Here is a 24,141-nt window from a genome sequence, read left to right on the forward strand (position 1 = left end):
CATTTTATTTAGGCCCCAATTCAATAATTTCTAAATCTTTGATCTCAGTATCATGAATTGTAAAACGCATCATCGTTCTCGTTTTATGCCAACCTTGTTTTCCGCAGGCTCCCGGATTTAGATGAAGTAAATTGTTTTTTTGATCAAATATCGCCTTCAAAATATGAGAATGCCCGGAAATAAATAACTTCGGAGCTTTTTCATAAATTTCTTGTTTGGCTAAAGGAGTATATTTTCCGGGATAACCGCCGATGTGGATCATCAGAACTTCTACATTTTCACAGAAAAAACGATTGACTTCCGGAAATTCAGAACGGATCTTTGGATTGTCAATATTTCCGTAAACCCCTTTTAAGGGCTTGATTTTTTCAAGCTGTTCAATAACTTCCATACTTCCAAAATCTCCGCCATGCCAAATTTCGTCAGCTTGTCGGGCATATTCTAAAATTCGGTCATCAATATAAGAATGGGAGTCGGAAAGAAGAAGGACTTTGGTCATTATCTAAAGGTTCTTTCAGTAATATTTTCGTCGTATTTTTCTTTGAAAATCTGTACCCTGTCAGGATTCAGTTCACCTTCATTAGTAATTACTCTTTCTTTTAATAGCCATTTTACCATCTTTTCCATTCCTTTTCTGGAATTCATAAAGTTGGCAATTTTCGTAAAATCTTTAGACTCTACTTTTGTTTTTTCAGTTAAAAAATTTAAAATGTAATAATCATCATCCTGAAACATGGGAGTTTCGTTATCCATATATTTATACATCAAAATTTCTTCATCATCTTTCATTGTGAAAAATGAATACTGAGCAGCATTGATTTTTTCTGCTTTCAGAATCTGTTTACCATCAAGTAAAACCTTATCGTCTTTAATGGCAACTTCCTGAGAAAAATAGAAGTTGAAGCTTACAGTTAATAAAAATACAGCCAGTAATTTTTTTAGTGTCATTTTTTAGTGATTAAAACTTTTGCAAATATAGTTGTTAAATAAAAATACTAATATTTAGTAAATTTGAAAAAAATTAAAATAATGAAGAAGAAACTTTCTTTTTTCCTTTTTCTTTTAACAGTTGGAATTTCAAACGCACAGGTTGAAGAAAAAAAACTGGATGAATTGGTCCAAAACACGATAAAAACTTTCGATGTTCCGGGAATGTCAGTAGGAATCATCAAAGACGGAAAATTAATCTATTCAAAAGGATTCGGAGTACGCTCGTTGACGACGAAACAACCGATGGATGACAATACTTTGGTTGGAATTGCTTCCAATTCAAAAGGTTTTACCTGTACAGCACTTGCTATTTTGGCAGATGAAGGAAAATTGAATTGGGACGATAAAGTTTCAAAATACATTCCTGAATTTCAAATGTATGATCCGTATGTTTCACAAAATGTTACGATTAAAGATTTGGTCACTCACAGAGCCGGATTAGGTTTGGGACAGGGAGATCTGATGTTTTTTCCGGAAGGAGGAAATTTAACGGTAAATGATATTGTTCACAATGTGAGATATTTAAAACCTGAAAATCCTTTCAGAACAACACTGGATTACAATAATATTATGTTCATCGTTGCCGGAGAAGTAATTCACCGAGTTTCCGGATTGAGTTGGGCTGAATTTATTGAACAGAGAATTATGAAACCTGTAGGAATGACTTCAAGTTTTGGAAGCTACAACAGAGCAAAAGCTGTGGCAAATAAAATTGATGCACATGCTCCGGTTGACGGAAAAGCTATTGCAGTTCCTCACGATTGGAACGAAACGGCAAATGCTGCAGGCGGAATTATGAGTAATATTAAAGATATGACGCTTTGGGCAGAGTGTCTCTTGAATAATTTTACTACAAAAGACGGTAAAAAATTAGTTTCCGATAAAAATGTTCAGCAGCTTTGGAGTTTGCAGATTCCAAGTGGAGTCGCTGCAAAAAACCCTTATGATACAAGTTTCTATGGCTATGGAATGGGATGGTTCTTAAGTGATGTTAAAGGTCATAAACAAGTTCAGCATACTGGTGGATTAATTGGGACAGTGACTCAGTTTACCTTAATTCCGGATATGAAATTAGGAATTGTAGTGTTGACCAATCAGCAATCGGGTGCAGCTTTCAATACCATTACCAATACAGTTAAAGATTCTTATTTAGGTGTTGCAGACAGAAACTGGCTGAAAACATATGGAGACAGGATGAAAAAAATGGAAGAAGGTTTCGACAAACAAAAGAAAGAAGCGTTTGCTAAATCAGAAGCTTTCAAAAAAGATAAAAACCTGCAGCCGAAATCAGAACAATTTGTCGGAACCTACAACGACAGATGGTTCGGAGATGTGGAAATTGCGCAGCAAGGAAATACCTACAGAATTTTGTGTAAAAACTCACCAAGACTAAAAGGAGAATTATTACCGTATTCTAATAATTCTTTTATCATCAAATGGGACGACAGAAGTTACGATGCCGATGCCTATATCATTTTTGATTATGATGAAACCGGGAAAGCCCAAGCTGCAAGGTTAAAATCAATCTCTGATGTTACAGATTTCAGTTTCGATTTTGATGACTTAGATCTGAAAAGAAAATAAAGCAAAAGCTCCGACAATCGTTGGAGCTTTTTTTATACAATTAAATGTTTTGTTTTAAATTTTTCCCGGCTCATAAAAAAATAAAAGCCTTTTGTTAGCACCATCAAAATCGGTCCAGGAGTCACAATCTATTTCAAAACCGGCAACACCACAGGTTGGAAAGTGGAAAATATCTTCAGAAATAGAATTGGCAAAATTGGAAATTCCGTTATTATGAGAGAAAAAAGCTACCGAATTATGGCTGTCATCTAAATCGTAAATCACAGACTCAAAATTTCTTTCCGAAGGATTGTACAATTTTTCATCGGTGTTAAAATTAAGCTGATAGGTCTGATTGAAAATTTTACATGTATTCAATGCTCGTACTGCAGGGCTGGATACCAGATAATCTATGGAAATATGATGCTCTTTTAGAAATCTGGACATATTCATAGCGTCTTCCAATCCTTTATCTGCTAAAGGTCTGTCAAAATCCTCAGTTTCCTCCGGCCAGTCGCTTTTTGCATGCCTTACGAGTATGATTTTCTTCATAATTTAAGTAGTTTGGAAGAATAAAAATATAAAAAAAATTAATGGAATAAAACATGATTTATAAAAAAAACTGTGTTAGGAATAAAATCATTAAAATTTACTAAATTTGCAAACTTATGGGACAAATCCTTGCAATAGACTACGGAAAGGCTCGTTGTGGCATTGCTGCAACAGATGATATGCAGATTATCGCAAGTGGTCTGGATACGATTCAAACATTGGTTTTGATTGAATTTTTGAAAAAATATTTTAATGAAAACAGAGTAGATGAAGTGGTAATCGGACTTCCTATAGATTTGAAAGGAAATGCCTCTGAAGTAGAAACGGATATTTTAAAATTCATAGAAATTTTTCAAAAAGAATTTCCGATGATAAAAGTAAACCGCTTCGATGAAAGATTTACATCCAAAATGGCTTCGTTTTTTATTTCGCAAAGCGGGAAAAGCAAAAAACAGAGACAAGAAAAAGGATTAATAGATAAAGTAAGTGCAACCATCATATTGCAGAATTTTTTAGAACAAAGAACAAGATGATTTTACCGATAAGAGCCTTTGGGGATCCTGTTTTGAGAAAAGTAGGTAAGGATATAGATAAAGATTATCCCGAATTACAAGAGTTGATAGATAATATGTTCGAAACCATGTACAGTGCAAACGGGATTGGTTTGGCTGCACCACAAATCGGACTGGATATTCGTTTGTTTGTAATTGACGTTACTCCTTTGGCAGAAGATGAAGATTATGAGGATATTAAGGATGAATTAGCAGAATTCAAAAAAGTTTTCATTAATGCCAGAATCCTTGAAGAATCCGGTGAAGAATGGAAATTCAACGAAGGATGTCTTTCTATTCCTGATGTAAGAGAAGATGTAAAAAGAAAAAGTACGATCCTTATCGAATATTATGATGAAAATTTCGTTAAGCATACAGAAACTTTTTCCGATATTAGAGCCCGCGTAATTCAGCATGAATATGATCACATAGAAGGTACGCTGTTTACGGATCATTTAAGCGCTTTAAAAAAGAAATTGGTAAAAGGGAAACTTACAAAAATTACTCAGGGTGATGTAAGCATCAGCTATAAAATGAGGTTCCCAAAATAATTTGAATTAAAAATAAAAAAATAATAAACAGCAGAAAGCTTTGAGCAGACTGCTATATTCACAAAAAATAAAATTATGCTGTTAGAAAAAATAATTTCAATTTCAGGAAAACCAGGACTTTTTAAATTAGTTTCTCAATTAAGAAACGGATTTATCATTGAAGACGTTACCACTAAGAAAAAAGTAAGTATCGGTAATTCTAGCCAGGTAAGTTTACTGGATAATATCGCAATGTTTACATTTGATAAAGAAGTTCCTTTGTTCGAAGTTTTTGAAAATATTGCTAAAAACTACGATTTTAAAGAAGCTATTGCTCACAAATCAAATGATGCTGAATTGAAAGAATTCATGACGGCTTCTCTTCCAAACTATGATACAGAAAGAGTTTACGCTTCTGATATCAAGAAATTGGCTCAGTGGTACAACATTCTTCAGAAAGCAGGATATATCACTCCGGAAAGCTTTGTAAAAGCAGAACCTGAAACATTAGAGGGTGCGCCTGCAGAAGAAGTAAGCATCGAGAAAGAAGCTCCTAAAAAAGCTCCTAAAGCAGAAAAACCTGCAGCTCCAAAAGTAAAAGCTACTTCTGCAGCAAAAGCAGCTCCAAAAAGTACACACACTAAAAAAGGATAATTCATTCGTTTGAATTTAAAATACAAACCTTACCAGAAATGGTGAGGTTTTTTGTTTGTAATTAAATGTAAAAGTAGTTAGTTGTGTCATTCTGACGAAGGAAGAATCTATTATATTTGAAAGAGATTCTTCATTTCGCATTGCTACATTCAGAATGACAGAAACAATCCTTAAATTTGTAAGACTTTGAACTCTCAATATATGAATACCAAACAGGAAAAACTGGAAGCTTTCGGAAGATTATTAGATATTATGGATGATCTGCGTGAAAAATGTCCATGGGATCAGAAGCAGACACTGGAATCATTGCGCCATTTAACTTTGGAAGAAACTTATGAACTTTCGGATGCTATTTTGCAGAATGATTTACAGGAAATCAAAAAAGAATTGGGAGATGTTCTGCTTCATCTGGTTTTTTATGCTAAAATCGGTTCAGAAAAAGAAAGTTTTGATATTGCAGATGTCATTAATTCATTGAATGAAAAACTGATCTTCCGCCATCCTCATATTTATGGAGATACGGAAGTAAAGGACGAGGAAGAGGTGAAGCAGAACTGGGAAAAATTAAAACTAAAAGAAGGAAACACATCTATTTTGGGCGGTGTTCCGAAAAGTTTACCGAGCTTAGTAAAAGCGTATAGAATTCAGGATAAAGTAAAGGGAATTGGTTTTGAATTTCATGATGCGGAAGATGCATGGAAAAAAGTGGATGAAGAAATTCAGGAATTCCATGCAGAAACGGATCTGGATAAAAAAGAACGGGAATTGGGAGATGTATTTTTCTCATTAATCAATTATGCAAGAATTTCCGGGATCAATCCGGATTCAGCCCTGGAAAGAACCAATCTTAAATTTATTTCAAGATTCCAGAAAATGGAAAATCTAGCTTTGGAAAGAAATTTGAATTTAGTAGAAATGTCTCTGGAGGAAATGGACGTACTTTGGGACGAAGCAAAAATTTTAAATAAAAACTGATGAAAATGATTTTATTTTGTGCGATTACGACGCTTTTAGTGCTAAACTGTAATCCAAAAACAGAGCAGCCGGCAACGGATACTTTACAGGTAGAATTTTCTCTGCCCAAAAAACTGAAAGAGGTTTCGGGGATTGCATTGTCCCAAGATCAAAAAACAATTTGGGCAATAGAAGACCAGGGAAATAAAAATGTAGTGTATGGCTTGGATAAACAAGGAAAACTAGTAACAGATATTCCTGTAGAAAATGCTGAAAATAATGACTGGGAAGATATTACAAAAGATGCTCAGGGAAATATTTATTTGGGAGATTTTGGAAATAATGATAATAACAGACAAAACCTTTCGATTTTAAAATTAGATTTAAAAGCTCCTTCTCAGGCAACTGCGAAAACTATTCAGACGACAAAGTTTCATTATGAAGGACAAACCGAATTCCCTCCAAAAAAATCTGATTGGTTATATGACTGTGAAGCGTTTGTAGAAATGGATGGTAATTTTTACCTGTTTACAAAAAACAGAAGCAAAGGTTTTGACGGAACTTTCTTAGTTTTTCAGGTTCCTAATAAAGAAGGCGATTTTGAAGCGAAATTGATTGGTAAATTAAAGCTTGAAGGCAAATACAGTGATGCTGCCATCACTTCTGCTGCCATAAACAGTACAAAAGATAAAATTGTATTATTAACTCATAAAAATATTCATGTACTTTCCGGATTTACAGCCAGTGATTTTAATGCTGCAAAAATTCAGAAAATTTCTTTGAATCACAATTCTCAAAAAGAAGCAGTTGTTTTTCTTAACGACAAAACATTGCTGATTGCTGACGAAAAAGATAAAGCTACAGGTGGAAATGTCTATAAATTCTCATTGTAGGTAAAAATAAAAGGCTGAGAAAATTTTCTCAGCCTTTTTATTTAGATTATTTTAAAAAGTCATTCCTAAGCCTCCCGAAATTCTTCCGCCATCAGAGCCGGTGAAATAATTTAGTCTTGCAGAGAATGTTTCCACAATGCTCATCCAAAATCCGCCTCCGATAGACTGATGCCATTTTTTTGAATTTTCGTTGTCATTCCAGACTCTGCCGATATCATAGCCAATTAAAATTCCCATGTTTGCAGGAACAATAGGGTTTTTTACCCTTCCGAAATCCCAACGGATTTCAGAGTTATTGGTAAAGTAAGATCTTCCTGAAAATCGGTCATTTCTGAAAGCTCTCATTCCATTATTCCCTCCAATACTTGCAGCCTGATAGAATTCAAAATTATTATTGTTCATCCACATAACATTACTGGAATTCGCAAAAACAAAATTTCCTCTTTTATCAAGTCGATGGTCAATGGTAAGTGTACCGTTTAGAGTAAGGAAATTTTTCTCCATGTCCGAAAGGTTAGCTTTCCAGTCAGCATTCAGAACGAACTCCATTCCTAATGTCGGAAAGGCTGTGTTATCCAGATTTTTGTAACTGAATGTATAATTAGCTCCTGCAAACTGCTGATTGTTGAAAACCTCCTGATTTACATCCGGAGAAAGATCTACAAAGCGGTTGCCTTTTCTTTGGACTTTATTGCTTTCAAAGCTAAGCTGAAACTGATGTTGCAGATTCATCCAGCTTTTTTTAGAAATAGACGGTGCAAAGCTAAGTCTTGAAATTCTGGCTCTGTTGTATTCTCTTTCTGTATTTTCTTTGTCGTACAGACTTTCATTAGACAATCCGAAGAAATTTTTAGAAAAACGAGGAGTCGTGTATAAGGCATCAATATTAAAATCCCAGCCGGAAATCGCTTTTTTGAAAATACCTTGATACGCAAGATTGAAACCTGCTGTAGCAGTATAAAAATTAGCTTTTATGCTGTGCTTTTGAGTGTATGGATCACGAATAAAATTGTTGACCGTATAATTGACCAATGCCCCGATAATAACGCCGTCATCAGGATTATAATCAATATTGGGATACCCTGCTACAAAATTATACTTCGGATGCTTATAATTGTAGGTGTTAATGTCATAATCGTCCGAAATATTCTTTGTTCCTGAGCCAGTATAAGTATTTTTTTGAGATTTGAAATCGTAGATTTTTACTTTACTTCCGTTGGCGATAGTATAGGTATCATGATTATAGCCTCCAATCAATCTAATGTTCATTTTTGGACGGCCATCTCCGGAAACTTCATAAATATCATCATCTTCTAGTCCGTAAATCCAAAGTTCTTTTGTTTTTGAATCATCATAGGTCTTTTCAAAAACAAGCTCCGGATTTTCTTTATTCTTATCGAGTTTATACTGCTGTACCTGTACGGAATTTCCTGTTTTGGTAATGACAAATTTATCCGGATTCACGGTTCCTGCCAACGAAATTTTTTCCTGCAAGACATCATAATATTGAGCAGCATACTGCTGGAGTTTTGTTTTTCTGGATTTTAAATTTCGCTGTATATCTACAATGGTTTCATCCTGAACTTCTTTGGGAAGGTTCGTAAACGCTTCGTCAATATTCTGATCCGTAAGATGCTCCTGAATATATTTTGCCTGAGAAATCCAGTCTTCCTGAGTAGCACCTTTTAGGAATATTAGATCTAACGGATAAGGTTCCATATTCATCCATTTCACGTTTTTAATGTCTCCTTTAAAGGTTTTCATGTGACGGATTGCAGGAACATTCATAATGATTCTGAAGGCAGCCCCGTCATATTTACTGAAAGCCTGATCCCGGTCTCTCGGAATAGGTTTATAAACCACGTTATCTCCATCCTGATATTCTGCCCATTTCCATTGGTCAGAATGTCTGTCCCAGTCGCCAATCAGCATATCAAAAATTCTTGCGCGGATGTAAGATTCTTTGTCTATGGAGTATTTATAATTTTTATTTAAATTTTTAAGAACGTCGTCTGTGGAAACAATATCTTTTGCATTGTCTAGTGAAGCCAGGGTTTTTGGATCTGCTGAAAAACGTTCCTCCACCATATACATTTCATCACCATATGTTTGATTGTATTCACCTAAAGCCTGTTGTTTAGGAATATAATATAATCTTGGATTCGAGTGGGGAATATTCAGCTTCTCAGCCATATTTCCGACAGAAAAAGGAGTGAAGGGGTGATTGGTGGTATAAAAATCCAGCAAAAATCTTTCAGGGAAAGTATTATTCAGCTCATTTCCAAACGTACTTTTCTTAAACGCCATATTATTCAGAAAACGAACGGCGCTTTTTTTAACCCCTCTCATGACGAATTCTTGTCCGTCCTGAGATTTTAGTCGTAAACTGTTCGACTGATTTCCTCCTCCTTCTCTGAAAGGGGTATAGCCGCCATCAAGCGTTGAAAGATTGGCTGTAGGAGCTGCAATCGGCATTCCGTAGTATTTTCTGTAATGTTCTCCCCAAAGCCACTTGTAAATAGGTCCTTTTTCTATTAACTTTTTAGGGTAAATAGTTGATGAGACAGTAGCAGGAAAAGAATTCGGGTAATTATTGATAAATTCTTTAGGTTTTTCAATAACCTGAACGTGGGTAAGTTGGTTGATTTTGTTGTCTTTTGTTGAAAAATATTCAACATCCGAACTTTGATCTTTTCTGATATTCAAGATGGCAAAACCACTTCCTCCAAAGGAAAAATCTGTTTTTGAGCCAATGGTGGAAGGATCTGTTTTTGAACCGGCTCCACTAATGATTTGTCTGATGTTTCTTTCTTCATGGTACTGAAGATTATGGTCGTGTCCGGAAACAAAAATAATATTTTCTTTTTCCTGAACAATGCTTTTTAAGCGATTGGCCAGATCTGCATAATGTTGGTTGTTAATATCTTCAGGATTGGCTCCGGAAGAGCTTCTCAGAATATTGATAATGCTTGCAACACCCGGCAAAGGAATTTTGCTTTTCAAAGGGAAAAGATGAGAGGCTGCAGAATTATATCCTGCATGAGTTCCGCTGCTGATGACAGGATGATGCAACGCAACAATGATTCTTTTATCCTGGTTTTTGTCGATTAAATCTTTGAATTCAACGAAAAGATCTTCACGGGTTTTAATGTCACAGTTTTTATTTATACCCGGATAATTATCCCAGTTTGCTAATGCCCATTCCGAGTCGATGACGATTAATTTAATATCTTTTGTCAAGCTGATATCATCAATCGGGCAGGAATTTTTGGGCAGGAATGCTTTTTTATCATTGAAATAATTTTTTACCAGCTCTTCCTGTGCTTTTAATCCGTTTAAACCACTGTACCAATCATGATTTCCCGGAATTACCAAGGTTTTTCCTTTGAAATCTTTGGTGATGTTTAGTTGATTTTCCAGTTTTTGCTTTGCCAAAGCATAATTTTTGTCAGATTCTTTAGGCATTCCGTCCGGATAAATATTGTCACCTAAAAAAATCAGCATAGAGTTTTTATCCGCTGAATCGAGCTTGGCTTTAAGTAAATTTAGTGTTTGCTGTGACTGAACTTCATCTGCATTTCCCGCATCACCTATCAGGAAAATTTTGAAATCATTATCCGCTTTATGATCAGAATGTTGTATTTCAGATAAGTTTTTACCCTTTTTTACGTTATATGTTGCGCAGGAATAAAGAACTCCGGCAGACAACACCGTCCTTAAGACAACAGACGTATTTTTTAGATGAGTTTTCAAGGATAAATTCATAAATTTACAATAACAAAATTTCAGTGATGAGCATTTTACAAAAAGCCAAAGATTATGTTGAAATCTTATTCAAAGATAAGTTATCTTCAGTATATTTTTATCATAATTTTATTCATACTACTTATACGGTAAATAAGGCTGAAGAAATCTTAAAGCATACACCGGTTTCCGAAGAGGAGCAGGAAAAGGTATTGCTTGCTCTTTGGTTTCATGATACAGGGTACATAGAATGTGCACAGAATCATGAGGAGAAAGGAGTAGACATCATGAAAAATTTTTTGAAAAAAGAAAATTATCCGGAAGATTATATTGAGGATGTTACCAAGCTGATTTTAGCAACCAAGATCACTTATGAACCTCAGAATTTATTGGAACAGATTGTAAAAGATTCGGATTGCAGTCATTTTGCGAGCCATGATTACAATGATATTTCTGATGCGTTAAGGAAAGAATGGGAGCTTACGAATGTGAGATGTTTTTCTAATGATGAATGGAATGCCGGAAATCTGGACATGCTAAAGAATAAACATAAGTTCTATACCGATTACGCAAAACAAAACTGGCAACCTTTGAAGGAAAAGAATATTAAAAAAATAGAGAAAAAACTGGAAAAAGAAGAAGGTAAAGAAGGCAAAAAAGAATCTTCCGAAAATAAAAAAGAAAAAGATCCTAAATCTGACAGAAGTGTAGATACATTATTCAGAGTTACCCTGAATAACCATACGAGATTGAGTGATATTGCCGACAGTAAAGCGAATATTTTACTTTCTGTCAATGCGATTATCATTTCGGTATGTCTTTCTGTTTTGGTTCCTAAATTAGATACTCCGAAAAATGCACATCTAATTATTCCGAGTTTTATCTTATTGCTGTCTAGTGTTCTGACGATTATTTTTGCAATTTTATCTACAAAACCCAATGTAACTAAAGCAAAATTTACGCTTCAGGATGTTTCTGACAGAAAAGTGAATCTTTTATTCTTCGGGAATTTTAACAGTATGCTTTTTGACGATTACCATAATGCGATGAAAGACCTGATCAAAGACAGAGATTATATTTATGATTCTATGGTAAAAGATTTATATTTTCTCGGGAAGGTTTTGGACAGAAAATACAGACTTTTATCGATGACCTATAAAATTTTTATGGCAGGAATTATCATTTCCGTACTGTCCTTCGGATACGCTTTTCTTTCGTTATAAATTTTAAATTTAAAATAGAAAAATGATTGTAAGACAGCGTACCAATTGGCTGAAAATGCTTTTTATATGGAGAGGTTCCGTATTGAAGAAAATTATTGTTCAGCTTCTTGCCATTACGTTGTTTTCTTTGGCTATTTATTTTTTTAAAGGAAAGATTTTTGATTATAAAGTTCATCTCAATCCTACTATTTTTACGTTGATTGGTCTTGCTTTGGCTATTTTTATGGGCTTTTGCAATACGGCGAGCTATGACCGGTATTGGGAAGGAAGAAAGCTTTGGGGATTGTTGGTGATTGAAACCCGATCTTTAACCCGCCAAATCTTTTCAATGGTAGATGGACCTCAAAACGAAGAAAAGCAAAAAATTGTAAAACTCATTTCTGCTTTTTGCTGGTCATTGAATTATCAGCTTAGAAATAAATCAGGAACAGAGCATCTTGTGAGATTACTTTCTCCGGAGCAGATAGAAAAATTAAACGGTAAAAAATTTATTCCCAGTATTATTTTAAGCTTTATTGCAGATTGGTGTAAAGAACAAAACAGAAAAGGAAATATTGATACGATTGTTTTAACGCAACTGGATCATCAGCTGAATCAGTTTTCTAACATTTCTGGTGGCTGTGAAAGGATTTATAATACACCGTTACCTTTTGCGTATAGTGTATTGCTTCATCGTACGGTTTATTTTTATTGTTTCTGGCTGCCTTTCGGATTGGTTGATTCTTTGGGCTGGATGATGCCTTTAATTGTCGGATTAATCAGTTATACTTTTATTGCATTAGATGCTATTATTCAGGAGATTGGAGAGCCTTTTGGTGAAGAGGAAAATGACCTTGCTTTGAACAGCATTTGCAGAACAATTGAATTTTCAATTTTTGAGCAGGCAGAAATTCCACAAGGTGAGCTTCAAAAACCTGATTCTTATTTTATTGATTAATCTTGTATAACAAGAGAAACTCTTAAGGCTAAAAGTCCTGTAATTCCTTGTAAATCTTCTACTTTTAAGAACTCTATATCATGTTGAAGGATATTCTTTTTCTGCAACTTATTGATATATTCCAGATATTCTTTTTGGTTTTCCATCCCGAAATAGACGATTGTAATTTTTCCGGGACAGGTAATTCTTTCGGAAGAATCTTTAATATGCGCTTTGTCTAAACGTTTCTTAATGATTTCATAATACGAATTATAAGCACCATCTATATCAAAGCGTTTTTCATCCATTCTGAAACGGATGTCCACTTTCTCGTTATAAACAAATATCAAAGAGGCAATATCCAAAGAAACGGGCAAGTTTGTTTTAAAGCTTTGAAACTCCTGTTCCAATGTGCAAACGGTTTTTAATTGCCAGTATCTCAGTCTGTGAACTACTTTTGAGGTGTAATGTAATTCAGGAGCAATCGTATTGCCAATGTATAGATTATGCTCAACCCCATCAGATTTGAATCTTTCATAGTAGTGAGGAAAGATCTGTTGTGCTTTGATCTGGCTTTCATCCAGAATATCTGCAAGTTTTCTGTTAACCAGTGTGATCGATTCATCCAGACTTTTTCTGTGACCGTAAAAAAGATGATTTTGTACGAAAACTTTTGAAAAGTAATCCTTGATCTTGGATTTTATGTCTTTGGTATTCTTGGTTTCAAGTTTTCCCTGCAAAAAAGGATGGATTTCGTCTCTTAAAAGCCTTTGAAAACGCTGTTCCGTATCTGCTTTGATGTCATTATTCAACTCATTCTCAAAAATATCCAAGGCCAGTAAGTATTTTTCTGAATCTGAATTGATAAGGGAAAAAAGATCATGAAGGTTTTCTATCTGCTCATTCAGATCTTCAAGCATCAGTTTATAACGCTTTTCAGAAGAGGAGCGGATATCGGAGAAACTAAAAAGCGGAGTAAGATTTTTAAACGAAATCTGCTTTAAAGTATACATTTTTCTGCCTAGAAATGCATTGTAATATTTTTCAGCTTCATTTCTGAATTTCCAGACTACACTGTCGTGAATCGTTGTATATTCTCTTTGGATAATGGCTTCAATCTGATTGTTCCTTTCAAAACTAAATCTGCTTAAAGAGAAAAGAATCATATCGGCAAAAAATTCAAGCTTTTTGAGTTTCAACCCATTAAAACTATGTGCTAAAGGAGAAGTGAACTCCATAATCGCAAGAAGATCATTGTCTTTCATGATCGGAATGACCATGAAACTATTGATATTATTGTTTTTTAAAATATTAAATGATGGCAGTTTTTTAATTTCATCATCCAAATGATTCACATTAGAAACGACAACCGGTTTAGAATTGTGACTTAAATTATTGAACGTGCTTTCTCGGACTTCCTGATCAAAAGTGTTGATCCAAAAATCAAGAATATGGTTGGTAAAAACATTTTCATAAATCGGAACGTTTTCCAGTCTTTTCTCTTTTTTATTGAAGAGCATTAATCCGAAATTAAGCTCCGGAACATCGAAATAAGATTTAAAAATTTCTTTTAAATTCTCATCAGGAACCAGATTTTCAGGATCAATTTTAATCATTGTAGATTTTAAGTCAGACAATGCCACTTCCGAAGTACAATCCACCAGTGAAATAATTGTAAACCCGCTTAATATCCATAATTTTGAAGGGAAATATCTCTTCCATAACGTAATATCATCCAAATTTTCCAACAACATATCTATGACATCGTCTGAAGGAATTGGAGCATCTTCAGTAGGATAAACTTCTGAAAAATCTGAATTTACAGTAATTTTATAATGCTTCATGATTCCCTGCTTATTGGGAATATCATAATAAAAAGGAAGCGTACTTTTGATGTCTCTTTTGAAATAAGTCTGTAAAATCAGGCAGCAGCAGAAAACATAAAATTCGTCATCATCAATATTTCTAAGCTCAATTTCAAAGTCTTTTCCGGCTTCTTTCAGAATATTTTTGAATCGTTCCGTATAATTGAACGTAATATTAGAAAGCGGAATACTTGCAGCTTTGATTTCATTGTTCGTCAAACCGGTAGGGAAGAGGTCAGCCAATAAAAGCTTGATAATATCTTCGTATTTGTCTAATAAAGAGACATCCTGAAAGCCATTTTTCAGTTCCTGGAAACTGTTGGTCTTTTCGATCAGCGATTCGGCATAATTTGCCCGGTATTCCAATCTGTCATTATAACGGATATGTTCTAACACATCCAAATATTTTTTGAATGATATATAAACCTGAAATGGAGCGTCTTTTTTATAAAGGTTTGCCAACAACTAAAATTTAGAGTAAAGTTATGAAAAAAATAGATTTTTAGGGAAAATGTGCAGGGTGAAAGGTTGGATTTATTTTGGATTCCGATTAAACTGATAATAGTTTTTTAATCAATATAATACATGAGTTCACGATATCAAATACTATTTTTTTGTTTTCCAGATTACTCATATGTCATTTTAGTATGACATTACAGTTTTTCCAAATGTCTGTAGTTACAACTTAAAACTATGCAAACAAATATATCCATCACAATTTTATATAGTCTGAGATATTATTTATCATCACTTCGTTGACATTAACGCTATGTTTTAATTTTATAGTTTTATCGTTTTCATCATAAAAACTTTTTATACCAATTTGTGTTAAATAAAAATTATTTTGCTTCCACTCAAATAATAGATTGTAAATAGTATTTTCTGCTTTTTGTATTACATCTAATGAAAATGAGGTTTTGCCAATACGCTTGAAATTTGAGTAAGCTCTCATAGGTTCATTACATCTTAGACAAGGAATGATGTTTTTGTTGCTGGCAATTTGAGTATAGTTATTATTGTTTTTACCTATAAGAATCTCCAGTGTCCTGTAAAATAAATTGATATTATTAAAATATTCATCACCTATTACATCTTGTTCCTTAGGATTGGCGCGTATTAAAATTTTATCTTTTATCTGATCATTATTAAAATCAAAAATTAGACTGTCTATTATGATGTCGTTTGAAGAAGTTGTTTTTAATGGTTTAGTATTGTTATTTATGATTGGGCTATTTGATTTAGTGCTTTCAATTGGAAAATCAAATATGTACCGGTCATTTTTATTTTTTGTTACTATTTTTTTTGAATCAAAAGTAAATGAAATCTGATTGTTTGATTTTTTAATTGATAGTACATCTTTAATACTATATTTTTCATAATTGTACTGTGGACCACACAATCTAAAGGATCTGATAAGTTTATTTTTATCAATTAGAATAGCATATAAACTCCCTGTAAGGATATCTTGATAATCTTCAAGAAGTATTATTCTAAGAGTAGGGTCATTTGAATTGGTATATTGATAGGCAGAAACCCCAACAGCATCCATATTGCAATGATTCTCTTCTGTTAAATCAATTTTATTCCCTTTATTATCTGTAAATATTTCTACATGATTGGGTTGATCAGAAAATAATTTTAAGGTAGTCTGATTCAATTTGAAAGTCACTTCATCATTAGTCGTAAATCTGCCTTCAAATTTAAAGTTTGTAACCGTAGGGTTGCCAACAGTTTTATCTTTACATTGTCCGAAAAATGTAAAAAAAATTATAAAAGTGAATAATATTAACTTTTTACTTTTAACTTCTTGCATTTTTAACACTTGTTTGTTTAGGTTCATCTATAGATTTTAAATTTATATAAAATGCAGGATTGGTTCTGTTATTAGTACCTTCCATATTTCCTGGATATTTATTACTGCCAATTTCAAAATGTAAGTGAGGGTTTGGAACTCCTTTTGCGTTGCCACTTTCGCCGGTATAGCATATTGTTTTTCCTGCAGTCACTTCTCCACTATTTATTTCTACAGCACTCAAATGACAATATCTAAGATAATATTTGGAAGCATTAGAATCAAATCCTGCTCCATTTTCAATTTCTCCGGCAAATTGTAAAGTATAATTTCGTTTTGCAGCACGAAGGTCATCACCATTCACTTCAAGAATTAGAATCGTTCCATAAGAAGAGCTCTCCATTATTTCTACAACTATACCATCAAGACAAGCGACAGCTGGTGTTCCCGGCGTTGCGAAAAGATCCAGCCCCTGATGATTTTTCTTCCCTCCATTCCGTACTTTCCCAAAAGCACCATTTTTCTCTGCATGATTACCTTCGGAATTGTAATATGTTCTTTGTGAATAAGCAAGAGGATCATGCCATGTACTATTTTTAATGTCTTCATCAGGAGTACATTCGTCAACTTTAAAAGCTGTTATTGCTTTTTTAAAGAAATTCCTACGTCTTGTATAATGACTTTGATCAAGATTTTGGTTGATTATTCTTGTTATTGAGTTTACAACATCATCAGAAGTTCCTTCATCAGCTTTTTCACTTAATTTGTTGTTAATCCAGTAGCTTAATCCGGACATAACCGCATATTTAGGCTGCTCAAGTAATTCAGGGTTTGTAATCAAATTCCCTTGACCTGGGAAAGCTTTCTGGAATTCCGAGTTTATTTTAGTATAATTATATTTTCCTGTTAACTGTATAAGACCTCTTCCTATATATTTATAACCATCTTGTTTAGTCTCATTTCCTAAGTCATTACAATTGTTGACCCTTGAAACGCTGCAGGAAATAATATCTTTTTCATTATCAACATTTCTTAAACCATAGGCTCTTATTGCTAATTCATAAGTATTTCCTTTGTAAAGTTCCGCTTCCCTTGGATGACGGGAAAAATATCCAAAGAGACTTTTTAATGTAGAAACACTGTAGTTGCCAATTTCTTCAAGTAATGTTCTGAATTCTGTTTCAGATCCCATTTGAGTAATAAGATGAGCTTTTCGTATGCAGGTATTGATTTCGTATTTTAGTCTTATATCATTAAGTTCCTTTATCAGCAGCTTAGCCAAAGGTTCATTATTGGCAGCAGCAGGGAAAATTTCTTTTATCTGTTCAAAGGTAATCTCTGCTTCACACCTAGGACACTTATTCCCAATCTGGAAATATGCCCCCTCTTTTTTCAAAAACTCTTTATCATGTTGTTTCTCGCCCTGAACTTTTGTATGGAGATATAAAAGTTCCGGTACCTTTTTGAATAACTTAAAAGTAATAATGCTGCCTTCATTATACTCTTTTATTTCTAGAATTTTTTCAATTTCCTCAACGCTGGAAGTTTTTCCCTCTTCTATTTTGGGATTTCCTCTTTTGCCTGATTTGGCATTCTTGAGGATCGTTCCTGCGATAGATTTTTTATCAGTATCATTTTTAATGCTTGTAGAACCTCCGAACGTATAGGTGTAGGTTCCGTCTTCTTTTCCTTTGCTGAGTTTTTCTTTCCATTGTTTCAGTTCATCTTCAGATTTTGGACGGAGATGGATTGGAATTCTGACCATATTATCCTTTATGGTTCCTGTGAAAACTGTTTTTTCAGTTCCCGGAACTTCTTTTCCGGAAGGAGTTTTCTGTTCCATCTGTTCTTCTGTGATTTCCAGAGCAGGAAGAAAGGCACCTGCAGAACCTTTGATGAGTCCGCCTTTTTCTTTGATGGAAATGGTTGCCTGTTTTCCGTCCAGGAGCATAGCTCTGGCTACCAGATAGAGTTTATCATCTAATGGGGCGCTGTCTACTTTCTTAAAGTTTGCCCCGAGTTTGAAGGTTTTGAAAGTAACTGTTTTTTCATTGACTGTGTCTTTCCCATAAGCTTGTGCTGTTAATGCACCAGCAATCACTTCAGGAGTGGTATATTTCTTTTGGGATTTCAGGCTGTCCTTAATTTTACTGAGAATGGACAGGGCAACTTGATTTTTCTCTTCAGCTGTAACCGTTTTGTTACCGCTCTTGCTTCCTCCGAAGGTGTAAGTATGAGTGCCATCTTCTTCGCCGGTTTGCTTGGTGTATTCTTTTTTTGCAAAATAAGCATCCAGAAGCTCTTCAATCTTCACCGGGTTAACTGTAGTAGGGGAAGTTCCTCCTTGTGGCGGAAGTGTTGTCGGTTGAGTATTGTTGGCTTGTCCGTGTGCCGTTTGTGGTTCCGGCAGTTCGGGAACTGGAGCAGGCTGCTGTGGCTGCTGAGGTTGACCGGGTGGAGTACGCAATGCCTCAGGAGTATTGATATTTACATTCCCAGTAGCATGCTTTTTGTGAGCATAGTATTCTACGGTAACATAAAATTCAAGTTGCTGAGGATTGGTTTCCCCTTCCATTGCTTTTTTCATCAATGCCTTTGTCAGAATGAATTCTGCTTTGGCGGTTCCATTGATTACCTTTGATTTTTTGCTGTCTATAAGCAGATTTTTATCATTATGTCCTGAATCTCTGGAGTCGTCTTCCCATAAAGTAAATTGCAGATATTGTGCTTCCAGATTCATGCATTTAGCTTCTGCAATTAATTTTTCCGTGAAGTTGAAAACAGCTCCCGGGGTATCATCTACATATTTTAATTCAACTGTATTGATTCTGGGGACATCGTTGGGCTGAGGTTGTACCTCAAGTGCCATTGGAGATTTTCCTTCAGGATTATGAAGATAAGCTTCAATTCTGAAAATATCTTTGTAAGCCGTCGTATTGAATGTAAAACTGCTTGTTCCTATTTTTTTAATATTGGTAGGCACAAATTTTCCGTTTACTTTTTTAAACAGATGCCAAGTGACGAGGGCTGGATTTCTTTTTTCGATTGGAGTAGCAGGATACCACGCATCGATTGCGTAAGTTGTCAGTTCACCCACTTTTGGTTTTGTATTTCCCGAGATTTTATAAATTCCTTGTTTTGACATGACCGAAAAGTTAAGGGTTAATAGGCATCAACTTCATCGCCTTCTGTTGCTTTCTGAAATTCTTTGAAATCTACAAAAGGATTGATGTGATGTTGTTCCTGGGGATCAGCATTTTTTACATTTTGTTTGCTTATTGCTGCAGTTTGGCCGTGTTCCTTGATGGTGATTTTTCCGCCGGTAGAGCACATAAGCTCTGAAATTTCAGTAAGACAGCTTTTGCCCATTATCTTTACTTTTTCATAGGTTTTCTGCCAGTTTCCTACAGGAGCATAAGCGCAAGGAAGATATCCGCCCGGAGTTGGTTTCAGTTTGCATTGCCCAAAACTCGGACCTGGAGGAGTAAATTGTAAATCATCTTTCGTAACCGCTAAATAATCAGCATTTCCCTCCTCATTATTCCAATAGTGTTTCTGATGAGAAGTTACTTTATACTGAGGAAATTGATTGCCCTGATTGCATTGGGCTTTCCCTTTTTGTACGACGAAGTGCTTTCCGTCATGTGGAGATGAACCGGACATATTTTGTGTGTATTGATTTGGTTTTATAAAACTATAAAAAAAATAAGTTTGAGAAAGTAGTAGAATTACTACATTTTCAAACTTTTAGGTATTCTTTTCCAAATAATATTACTTGTAAATATTTAAGACAGTAGCCAATTAATTTTGCTGTTTTTCCATACTAAAAACTTCTTTTTCAATCACATCATCAATATATAAATTAAATACGCCCTCTATCTTTTGTACCGATAATTCTTTTCTGTTAAAGATATATTCAGCAAAATGGGTGCAGTTAACAGTTTTGTTTGTTGAAAGTGTGTTGTCATCATAAACAAAAGATTTAGAATATAGCTGATCAAGATTTCTGTTATCCGACGAATGGCCACTTTGGGTAATCTTTAGACTGTTATTATCTTCGTTGGGAGTAATTTTATTGTGAAGCTGAAACCGGATAGGAGAGGCATTGGTAATCCACGGTAAAAAGTCGTGATAGATTTGTGAATCTGTCCAGTCTCCATAAGTTGTTCTATAAAAAGAGCCAACCAGAAAATGGATGGGTAATGTATTTTTTAGATTTTCCAAAAGATTCTTTTTCTCACCTACAATCCATTTCATTTGATTGATATAGGAGCTCGAATATTGATCTGTAAAGTAACTTTTTAAAGCTTCCAATTGATCTTTAATTGAATTTTCAGGACTTGTTAGAGATATATTTTTCAGTTCTCTTTTTTCATTAAGCAAGAGTGTTAATGGATATAGAATTTCAACACAGGCTTTTGCCAGATTGGAGATTTTGGTATCTGATTCTTGCCCTTCTTTTTTAAAGTCGGACATGTGTATATTGAAGATATGATGGTGGTCTTCAAACTTTATATAGCTGAGTTCTATTTGATATTGATAATCTGTCAATAATTCATCATCCAGAAATTTTTGATGATTAATTTTATAAATACCTTTTAATAATGGAATTTGAAAAGGTATTTTACCCTGCTGCGGATGATAGTATAAGCTATCGCCGTTTTCTATAATTTTTTTATTGAGTTCTTTAATTTCATTACCAAACGGAAGCAGGAGAGATTGCCCCGGTTTTAAATCAGAATAAAATCTTTCATGCTTTGCGCAATGTGTATTATGAAATTCCCTGAGATATACTGGGTTTTCGATTTTCAGGTCAGATGAAATTTTTTCTAACGTATCACCCGGAAGTGTTAGGTATATGATCATGTGATTTGTGTTTTTTAGTTTTATAATAATTAATTACTATAAAATTTAATTTGAAAGATTGGTGTATTTTTTCAGAAGGAAATTTATAAAAAAATCACAAAAAAACCTTTCAAAGAATTTGAAAGGTTTTAGAATTATTATAGTAAGGTGTATTACAACCCGATTAATCTTGCAAATAGATCAGGGAAAACTCCCAACACAATAATTGAAGCAATTACGAAAACTCCTACAATATTGTAAGTAAGTGTTACTTTCTCTGAAGATTTGAATGAACTTTCTTTGAAGAAGAACATTGAAATGATCAATCTTAAATAATAAGCAATTGAAACGGCAGAACCTAAAACGGCTACCAATACCAGGAAAACTCCGTGGTTAGAGTTCATTGCCTGAGAGAATAAAGCAAATTTCCCCATGAAACCGGCTGTTAACGGAATCCCTGCCATTGAAAGCATTGAGATTGATGCAACTGTTGCCAATAAAGGTTCTGTTTTAGCCAATCCTTTGAAAGCACCGAAAGATGTTTCTCTTTTTAATTTTTCAACATAAATCAGACACATGAAAACTCCTACTGTTGATAAAGCGTATGCAAATAAATAGAACGCTAAATTATAAGTAGAAAGGCTTGTCATTCCGAAGAACACCAACCCGATGTATCCTGCATGAGAAACTGAAGAGTAGGCCAACATTCTTTTTGCATTCGTCTGAGCAAGACCCATAACGTTTGCTAAAAGCAATGTAATAATTAAGAATACTCCGAAAACATTGATCCATTCTTCTGTAACTCCTCCGAATCCGATGGTCATTAATCTGAATAGTGCGAAGAATCCTGAGATCTTTACAACACTTGCCATGAAAGCGGTAATTAATGAAGGCGCTCCATAATATACATCAGGACTCCACATGTGGAAAGGTGCTAATGCTACTTTGAATGCTAATGCACAAAGAATCAATAAAACTCCTAAGATGAACATGCCATCTTTAGGGTTTGAAACTCCGAAATCCTGGATTTTATATAAATCAAAACTTCCAACACTTCCGTAGATAAATGCAATACCGAAAAGTAAGAAACCTGTCGCGAATGCACCCATCAGGAAATATTTGATTGAAGCTTCGTTTGATCTTAAATCAGTTTTGTTAGCTCCCGCCATTACATATAAAGGAATAGAAAGAATCTCAACTCCTAAGAATAACGTTACTAAGTTCTGATATCCGAAAAGGATAATTCCACCGCACAATGCAAAAAGCATCAATGCGTATAATTCTGATTGGTGGCTTCTGTGGTTGCTGAATGCAAAACCTCCCAAAAAGAATAATAATAATGTCGTTACGATTGATATTTTAGTGAATAACGCAGTATTGTCGGTATAGTCATACATATGCTTGTACTGTCCGAAGAACGAACATTCAGGCATAAAACTTACCCATAATGCGATGATTAATCCCAAAATCCCAATGTATCTTGCGAATTTCCCTTGTTCAAAAACTCCTGAAAATAACGCAACAACTGCCGTTAGGAAAACAATAATTAAAACACTCATTTCTTAAAATATCAAATTAGCTTACCATTGATTGGTAGATAAACTTCAACGAACTATTCACCATTTCGATTATCGGTTGTGGGAAAATACCAAATACAATCACAAAAACCGCTAAACTTGCCAATACAGAGAATTCTACAGCAGATAAATCTTTTACTGTGCTTAGCACTGCATCATCGCCTTGTCCGAACATTGCCTTTCCGTAGAATCTCAATAAGTATACAGCACAAAGAATTACCGTAAGACCAGCAATTACAGCTGCCAATCCGTTAAAATCATATACAGATTTCAACAAGATAAATTCTCCGATGAATCCATTAGTCAATGGAACTCCCATTGATCCTAATATAATAATCAAGAATAATACAGCAAACTTAGGAGCTACTTTCGCCAAACCTCCCATTTGTCTGATGTCTCTTGATTTAAATCTCTTATATAAAATATCACAACAGTAGAATAAACCTACAACGTTGATACCGTGAGCAAAAGTTTGTACTAAAGCACCTTCAGCACCTTCGATGTTGAAAGTTCCTCTTAACGTAACCACTGCAGAAGCGAATATACCTGCAACCATCAATCCAACGTGAGAGAAAGAAGAATACGCAATGATTCTCTTCATATCGGTCTGGATGATCGCAATCAATGCACCGTGTACAATTCCTACAATCGCAAGGATAATTACAATCTGTCCTGAAATTCCTGCAATCGGAAGCGGAGTGATGGGTAATAAATAACGCATAACTCCATACACCGCCATTTTCAGCATGATCCCTGATAAAAGCATTGATCCCTGAGTCGGCGAATAAGTATACGTATCCGGCTGCCAAGTATGGAAAGGGAATACCGGTAATTTCACTGCAAAAGCAAAGAAGATAAACCAGAATACCACAGTCTGTTGTGTTTCGTTTAATTGAGCATTGTAAAGATCAGTTAGTGCAAAAGATGCAGAGTGATTGTAAACATAAATCAATCCGGCTAACATGAATAATGACCCAACGAATGTATATACGAAGAATTTCGTAGTGAATTCAAATCTTTTATTTTCCTGACCCCAAAGTCCGGCAATGAACCAGATCGGAATCAAAGTTACTTCCCAGAAAATGTAGAACAATAATCCGTCTAGCGAAGTGAAAACTCCTACCAATCCGAACTGCATTAGCAAGATCAAACCGTAGAATGTATTTCTGTAGTTTACATTTTCATTAAAAGAAGATAAAATAATGATTGGCGCTAAAATATTAGTCAACAATAAAAGAAGCAAACTCATCCCATCGATACCGAAGTGAAGAGAACTCTTCATGAATTGTGACCAAGGGTAATTGATCTCATGTTGCAACACGCTGTCTACCGTCGGCGTAAAATCAAAATCCGCTACGATATAGAAGGTTACAAGCATTTGAACCAATGCAATTCCCAGTGCCAAATATTTGCTGGAATTATTCTTCCAGGCAAAAACTAATCCCGAACCTACTAGAGGTAATAGTAATAATGTTAATAATAAACAAGACAT

At 34.6% G+C, this 24,141-nt stretch carries 19 protein-coding genes; 8 read left to right on the forward strand and 11 right to left on the reverse strand.

Annotation, left to right across the window (positions count from 1 at the left end; genetic code table 11):
* Positions 1 to 4: 4 nt before the first annotated feature.
* Together LV842_RS06740 and LV842_RS06745 are read right to left on the reverse strand one after the other, a co-directional pair.
* Positions 5 to 499, reverse strand: a complete 495-nt coding sequence (locus tag LV842_RS06740) for a metallophosphoesterase family protein (RefSeq protein ID WP_233110701.1) — start codon at positions 497 to 499, stop codon at positions 5 to 7.
* A complete protein-coding gene (locus tag LV842_RS06745; RefSeq protein WP_233110702.1) occupies positions 499 to 948 on the reverse strand; it encodes a hypothetical protein in 450 nt (149 codons plus the stop codon). The genes LV842_RS06740 and LV842_RS06745 overlap by 1 nt, the downstream gene beginning before the upstream one ends.
* Positions 949 to 1,029: 81 nt before the next feature.
* Between LV842_RS06745 and LV842_RS06750 the strand changes: the two genes are divergently transcribed.
* The gene (locus LV842_RS06750) at positions 1,030 to 2,574 is read left to right on the forward strand and encodes a serine hydrolase (protein ID WP_233110703.1); all 1,545 of its coding nucleotides are present in this window, start codon (positions 1,030 to 1,032) and stop codon (positions 2,572 to 2,574) included.
* Positions 2,575 to 2,628: 54 nt separating this feature from the next.
* On the opposite strand, the gene LV842_RS06755 is transcribed toward LV842_RS06750, so the two are convergent.
* On the reverse strand, positions 2,629 to 3,105 hold the full coding sequence (locus LV842_RS06755; RefSeq protein WP_233110704.1) for a SixA phosphatase family protein: 477 nt from the start codon (positions 3,103 to 3,105) through the stop codon (positions 2,629 to 2,631).
* 116 nt (positions 3,106 to 3,221) lie between these two features.
* Between LV842_RS06755 and ruvX the strand changes: the two genes are divergently transcribed.
* From ruvX to LV842_RS06780, 5 genes are all read left to right on the forward strand, one after another.
* On the forward strand, positions 3,222 to 3,638 hold the full coding sequence (gene ruvX / locus LV842_RS06760) for a Holliday junction resolvase RuvX (protein WP_233110705.1): 417 nt from the start codon (positions 3,222 to 3,224) through the stop codon (positions 3,636 to 3,638).
* A complete protein-coding gene (def, locus tag LV842_RS06765; RefSeq protein ID WP_233110706.1) occupies positions 3,635 to 4,207 on the forward strand; it encodes a peptide deformylase in 573 nt (190 codons plus the stop codon). Before ruvX ends, def begins: the two co-directional genes overlap by 4 nt.
* A 75-nt stretch (positions 4,208 to 4,282) precedes the next feature.
* Positions 4,283 to 4,840 (forward strand): DUF5606 family protein, encoded by a 558-nt coding sequence (locus LV842_RS06770; protein ID WP_233110707.1) that lies wholly within the window; start codon positions 4,283 to 4,285, stop codon positions 4,838 to 4,840.
* A 201-nt stretch (positions 4,841 to 5,041) separates the two neighbouring features.
* On the forward strand, positions 5,042 to 5,815 hold the full coding sequence (gene mazG, locus LV842_RS06775) for a nucleoside triphosphate pyrophosphohydrolase (protein WP_233110708.1): 774 nt from the start codon (positions 5,042 to 5,044) through the stop codon (positions 5,813 to 5,815).
* On the forward strand, positions 5,815 to 6,687 hold the full coding sequence (locus LV842_RS06780; RefSeq protein WP_233110709.1) for an SdiA-regulated domain-containing protein: 873 nt from the start codon (positions 5,815 to 5,817) through the stop codon (positions 6,685 to 6,687). Before mazG ends, LV842_RS06780 begins: the two co-directional genes overlap by 1 nt.
* 51 nt (positions 6,688 to 6,738) lie before the next feature.
* Here LV842_RS06780 and LV842_RS06785 read toward each other — a convergent pair whose 3' ends face one another.
* On the reverse strand, positions 6,739 to 10,440 hold the full coding sequence (locus tag LV842_RS06785) for a metallophosphoesterase (RefSeq protein WP_233110710.1): 3,702 nt from the start codon (positions 10,438 to 10,440) through the stop codon (positions 6,739 to 6,741).
* A gap of 38 nt (positions 10,441 to 10,478) precedes the next feature.
* Between LV842_RS06785 and LV842_RS06790 the strand changes: the two genes are divergently transcribed.
* Together LV842_RS06790 and LV842_RS06795 are read left to right on the forward strand one after the other, a co-directional pair.
* On the forward strand, positions 10,479 to 11,654 hold the full coding sequence (locus LV842_RS06790; protein WP_233110711.1) for a Pycsar system effector family protein: 1,176 nt from the start codon (positions 10,479 to 10,481) through the stop codon (positions 11,652 to 11,654).
* Positions 11,655 to 11,676: 22 nt separating this feature from the next.
* Positions 11,677 to 12,591, forward strand: a complete 915-nt coding sequence (locus LV842_RS06795) for a bestrophin family protein (protein WP_233110712.1) — start codon at positions 11,677 to 11,679, stop codon at positions 12,589 to 12,591.
* Here the strand turns inward: LV842_RS06795 and LV842_RS06800 are convergent.
* From LV842_RS06800 to LV842_RS06830, 7 genes are all read right to left on the reverse strand, one after another.
* A complete protein-coding gene (locus LV842_RS06800) occupies positions 12,588 to 14,897 on the reverse strand; it encodes a GAF domain-containing protein (protein ID WP_233110713.1) in 2,310 nt (769 codons plus the stop codon). The two genes, LV842_RS06795 and LV842_RS06800, sit on opposite strands and share 4 nt — an antisense overlap.
* Before the next feature lie 250 nt (positions 14,898 to 15,147).
* Positions 15,148 to 16,275, reverse strand: coding sequence for a hypothetical protein (locus LV842_RS06805; RefSeq protein ID WP_233110714.1), 1,128 nt, complete (start codon positions 16,273 to 16,275; stop codon positions 15,148 to 15,150).
* The gene (locus tag LV842_RS06810; RefSeq protein ID WP_233110715.1) at positions 16,235 to 19,372 is read right to left on the reverse strand and encodes a hypothetical protein; all 3,138 of its coding nucleotides are present in this window, start codon (positions 19,370 to 19,372) and stop codon (positions 16,235 to 16,237) included. Before LV842_RS06810 ends, LV842_RS06805 begins: the two co-directional genes overlap by 41 nt.
* 17 nt (positions 19,373 to 19,389) lie before the next feature.
* A complete protein-coding gene (locus LV842_RS06815; protein WP_233110716.1) occupies positions 19,390 to 19,890 on the reverse strand; it encodes a DUF4280 domain-containing protein in 501 nt (166 codons plus the stop codon).
* Positions 19,891 to 20,028: 138 nt separating this feature from the next.
* Positions 20,029 to 21,093 (reverse strand): hypothetical protein, encoded by a 1,065-nt coding sequence (locus LV842_RS06820; RefSeq protein ID WP_233110717.1) that lies wholly within the window; start codon positions 21,091 to 21,093, stop codon positions 20,029 to 20,031.
* 152 nt (positions 21,094 to 21,245) lie between these two features.
* The gene (locus tag LV842_RS06825; RefSeq protein WP_233110718.1) at positions 21,246 to 22,631 is read right to left on the reverse strand and encodes an NADH-quinone oxidoreductase subunit N; all 1,386 of its coding nucleotides are present in this window, start codon (positions 22,629 to 22,631) and stop codon (positions 21,246 to 21,248) included.
* A 16-nt stretch (positions 22,632 to 22,647) separates the two neighbouring features.
* Complete coding sequence (locus LV842_RS06830) at positions 22,648 to 24,141, reverse strand: complex I subunit 4 family protein (protein ID WP_233110719.1); 1,494 nt, start codon at positions 24,139 to 24,141, stop codon at positions 22,648 to 22,650.

The organism is Chryseobacterium gwangjuense (assembly GCF_021311115.1).
Classification (GTDB): domain Bacteria; phylum Bacteroidota; class Bacteroidia; order Flavobacteriales; family Weeksellaceae; genus Chryseobacterium; species Chryseobacterium gwangjuense.

Excerpts from the sequence above, each read along its gene's own strand:
- LV842_RS06740 (WP_233110701.1), bottom strand. The coding sequence starts at position 499 with ATGACCAAAGTCCTTCTTCTTTCCGACTCCCATTCTTATATTGATGAC.
- LV842_RS06745 (WP_233110702.1), bottom strand. The coding sequence starts at position 948 with ATGACACTAAAAAAATTACTGGCTGTATTTTTATTAACTGTAAGCTTC.
- LV842_RS06750 (WP_233110703.1), top strand. The coding sequence starts at position 1,030 with ATGAAGAAGAAACTTTCTTTTTTCCTTTTTCTTTTAACAGTTGGAATT.
- LV842_RS06755 (WP_233110704.1), bottom strand. The coding sequence starts at position 3,105 with ATGAAGAAAATCATACTCGTAAGGCATGCAAAAAGCGACTGGCCGGAG.
- ruvX (WP_233110705.1), top strand. The coding sequence starts at position 3,222 with ATGGGACAAATCCTTGCAATAGACTACGGAAAGGCTCGTTGTGGCATT.
- def (WP_233110706.1), top strand. The coding sequence starts at position 3,635 with ATGATTTTACCGATAAGAGCCTTTGGGGATCCTGTTTTGAGAAAAGTA.
- LV842_RS06770 (WP_233110707.1), top strand. The coding sequence starts at position 4,283 with ATGCTGTTAGAAAAAATAATTTCAATTTCAGGAAAACCAGGACTTTTT.
- mazG (WP_233110708.1), top strand. The coding sequence starts at position 5,042 with ATGAATACCAAACAGGAAAAACTGGAAGCTTTCGGAAGATTATTAGAT.
- LV842_RS06780 (WP_233110709.1), top strand. The coding sequence starts at position 5,815 with ATGAAAATGATTTTATTTTGTGCGATTACGACGCTTTTAGTGCTAAAC.
- LV842_RS06790 (WP_233110711.1), top strand. The coding sequence starts at position 10,479 with ATGAGCATTTTACAAAAAGCCAAAGATTATGTTGAAATCTTATTCAAA.
- LV842_RS06795 (WP_233110712.1), top strand. The coding sequence starts at position 11,677 with ATGATTGTAAGACAGCGTACCAATTGGCTGAAAATGCTTTTTATATGG.
- LV842_RS06805 (WP_233110714.1), bottom strand. The coding sequence starts at position 16,275 with ATGAACCTAAACAAACAAGTGTTAAAAATGCAAGAAGTTAAAAGTAAA.
- LV842_RS06810 (WP_233110715.1), bottom strand. The coding sequence starts at position 19,372 with ATGTCAAAACAAGGAATTTATAAAATCTCGGGAAATACAAAACCAAAA.
- LV842_RS06815 (WP_233110716.1), bottom strand. The coding sequence starts at position 19,890 with ATGTCCGGTTCATCTCCACATGACGGAAAGCACTTCGTCGTACAAAAA.
- LV842_RS06820 (WP_233110717.1), bottom strand. The coding sequence starts at position 21,093 with ATGATCATATACCTAACACTTCCGGGTGATACGTTAGAAAAAATTTCA.
- LV842_RS06825 (WP_233110718.1), bottom strand. The coding sequence starts at position 22,631 with ATGAGTGTTTTAATTATTGTTTTCCTAACGGCAGTTGTTGCGTTATTT.
- LV842_RS06830 (WP_233110719.1), bottom strand. The coding sequence starts at position 24,141 with ATGTCTTGTTTATTATTAACATTATTACTATTACCTCTAGTAGGTTCG.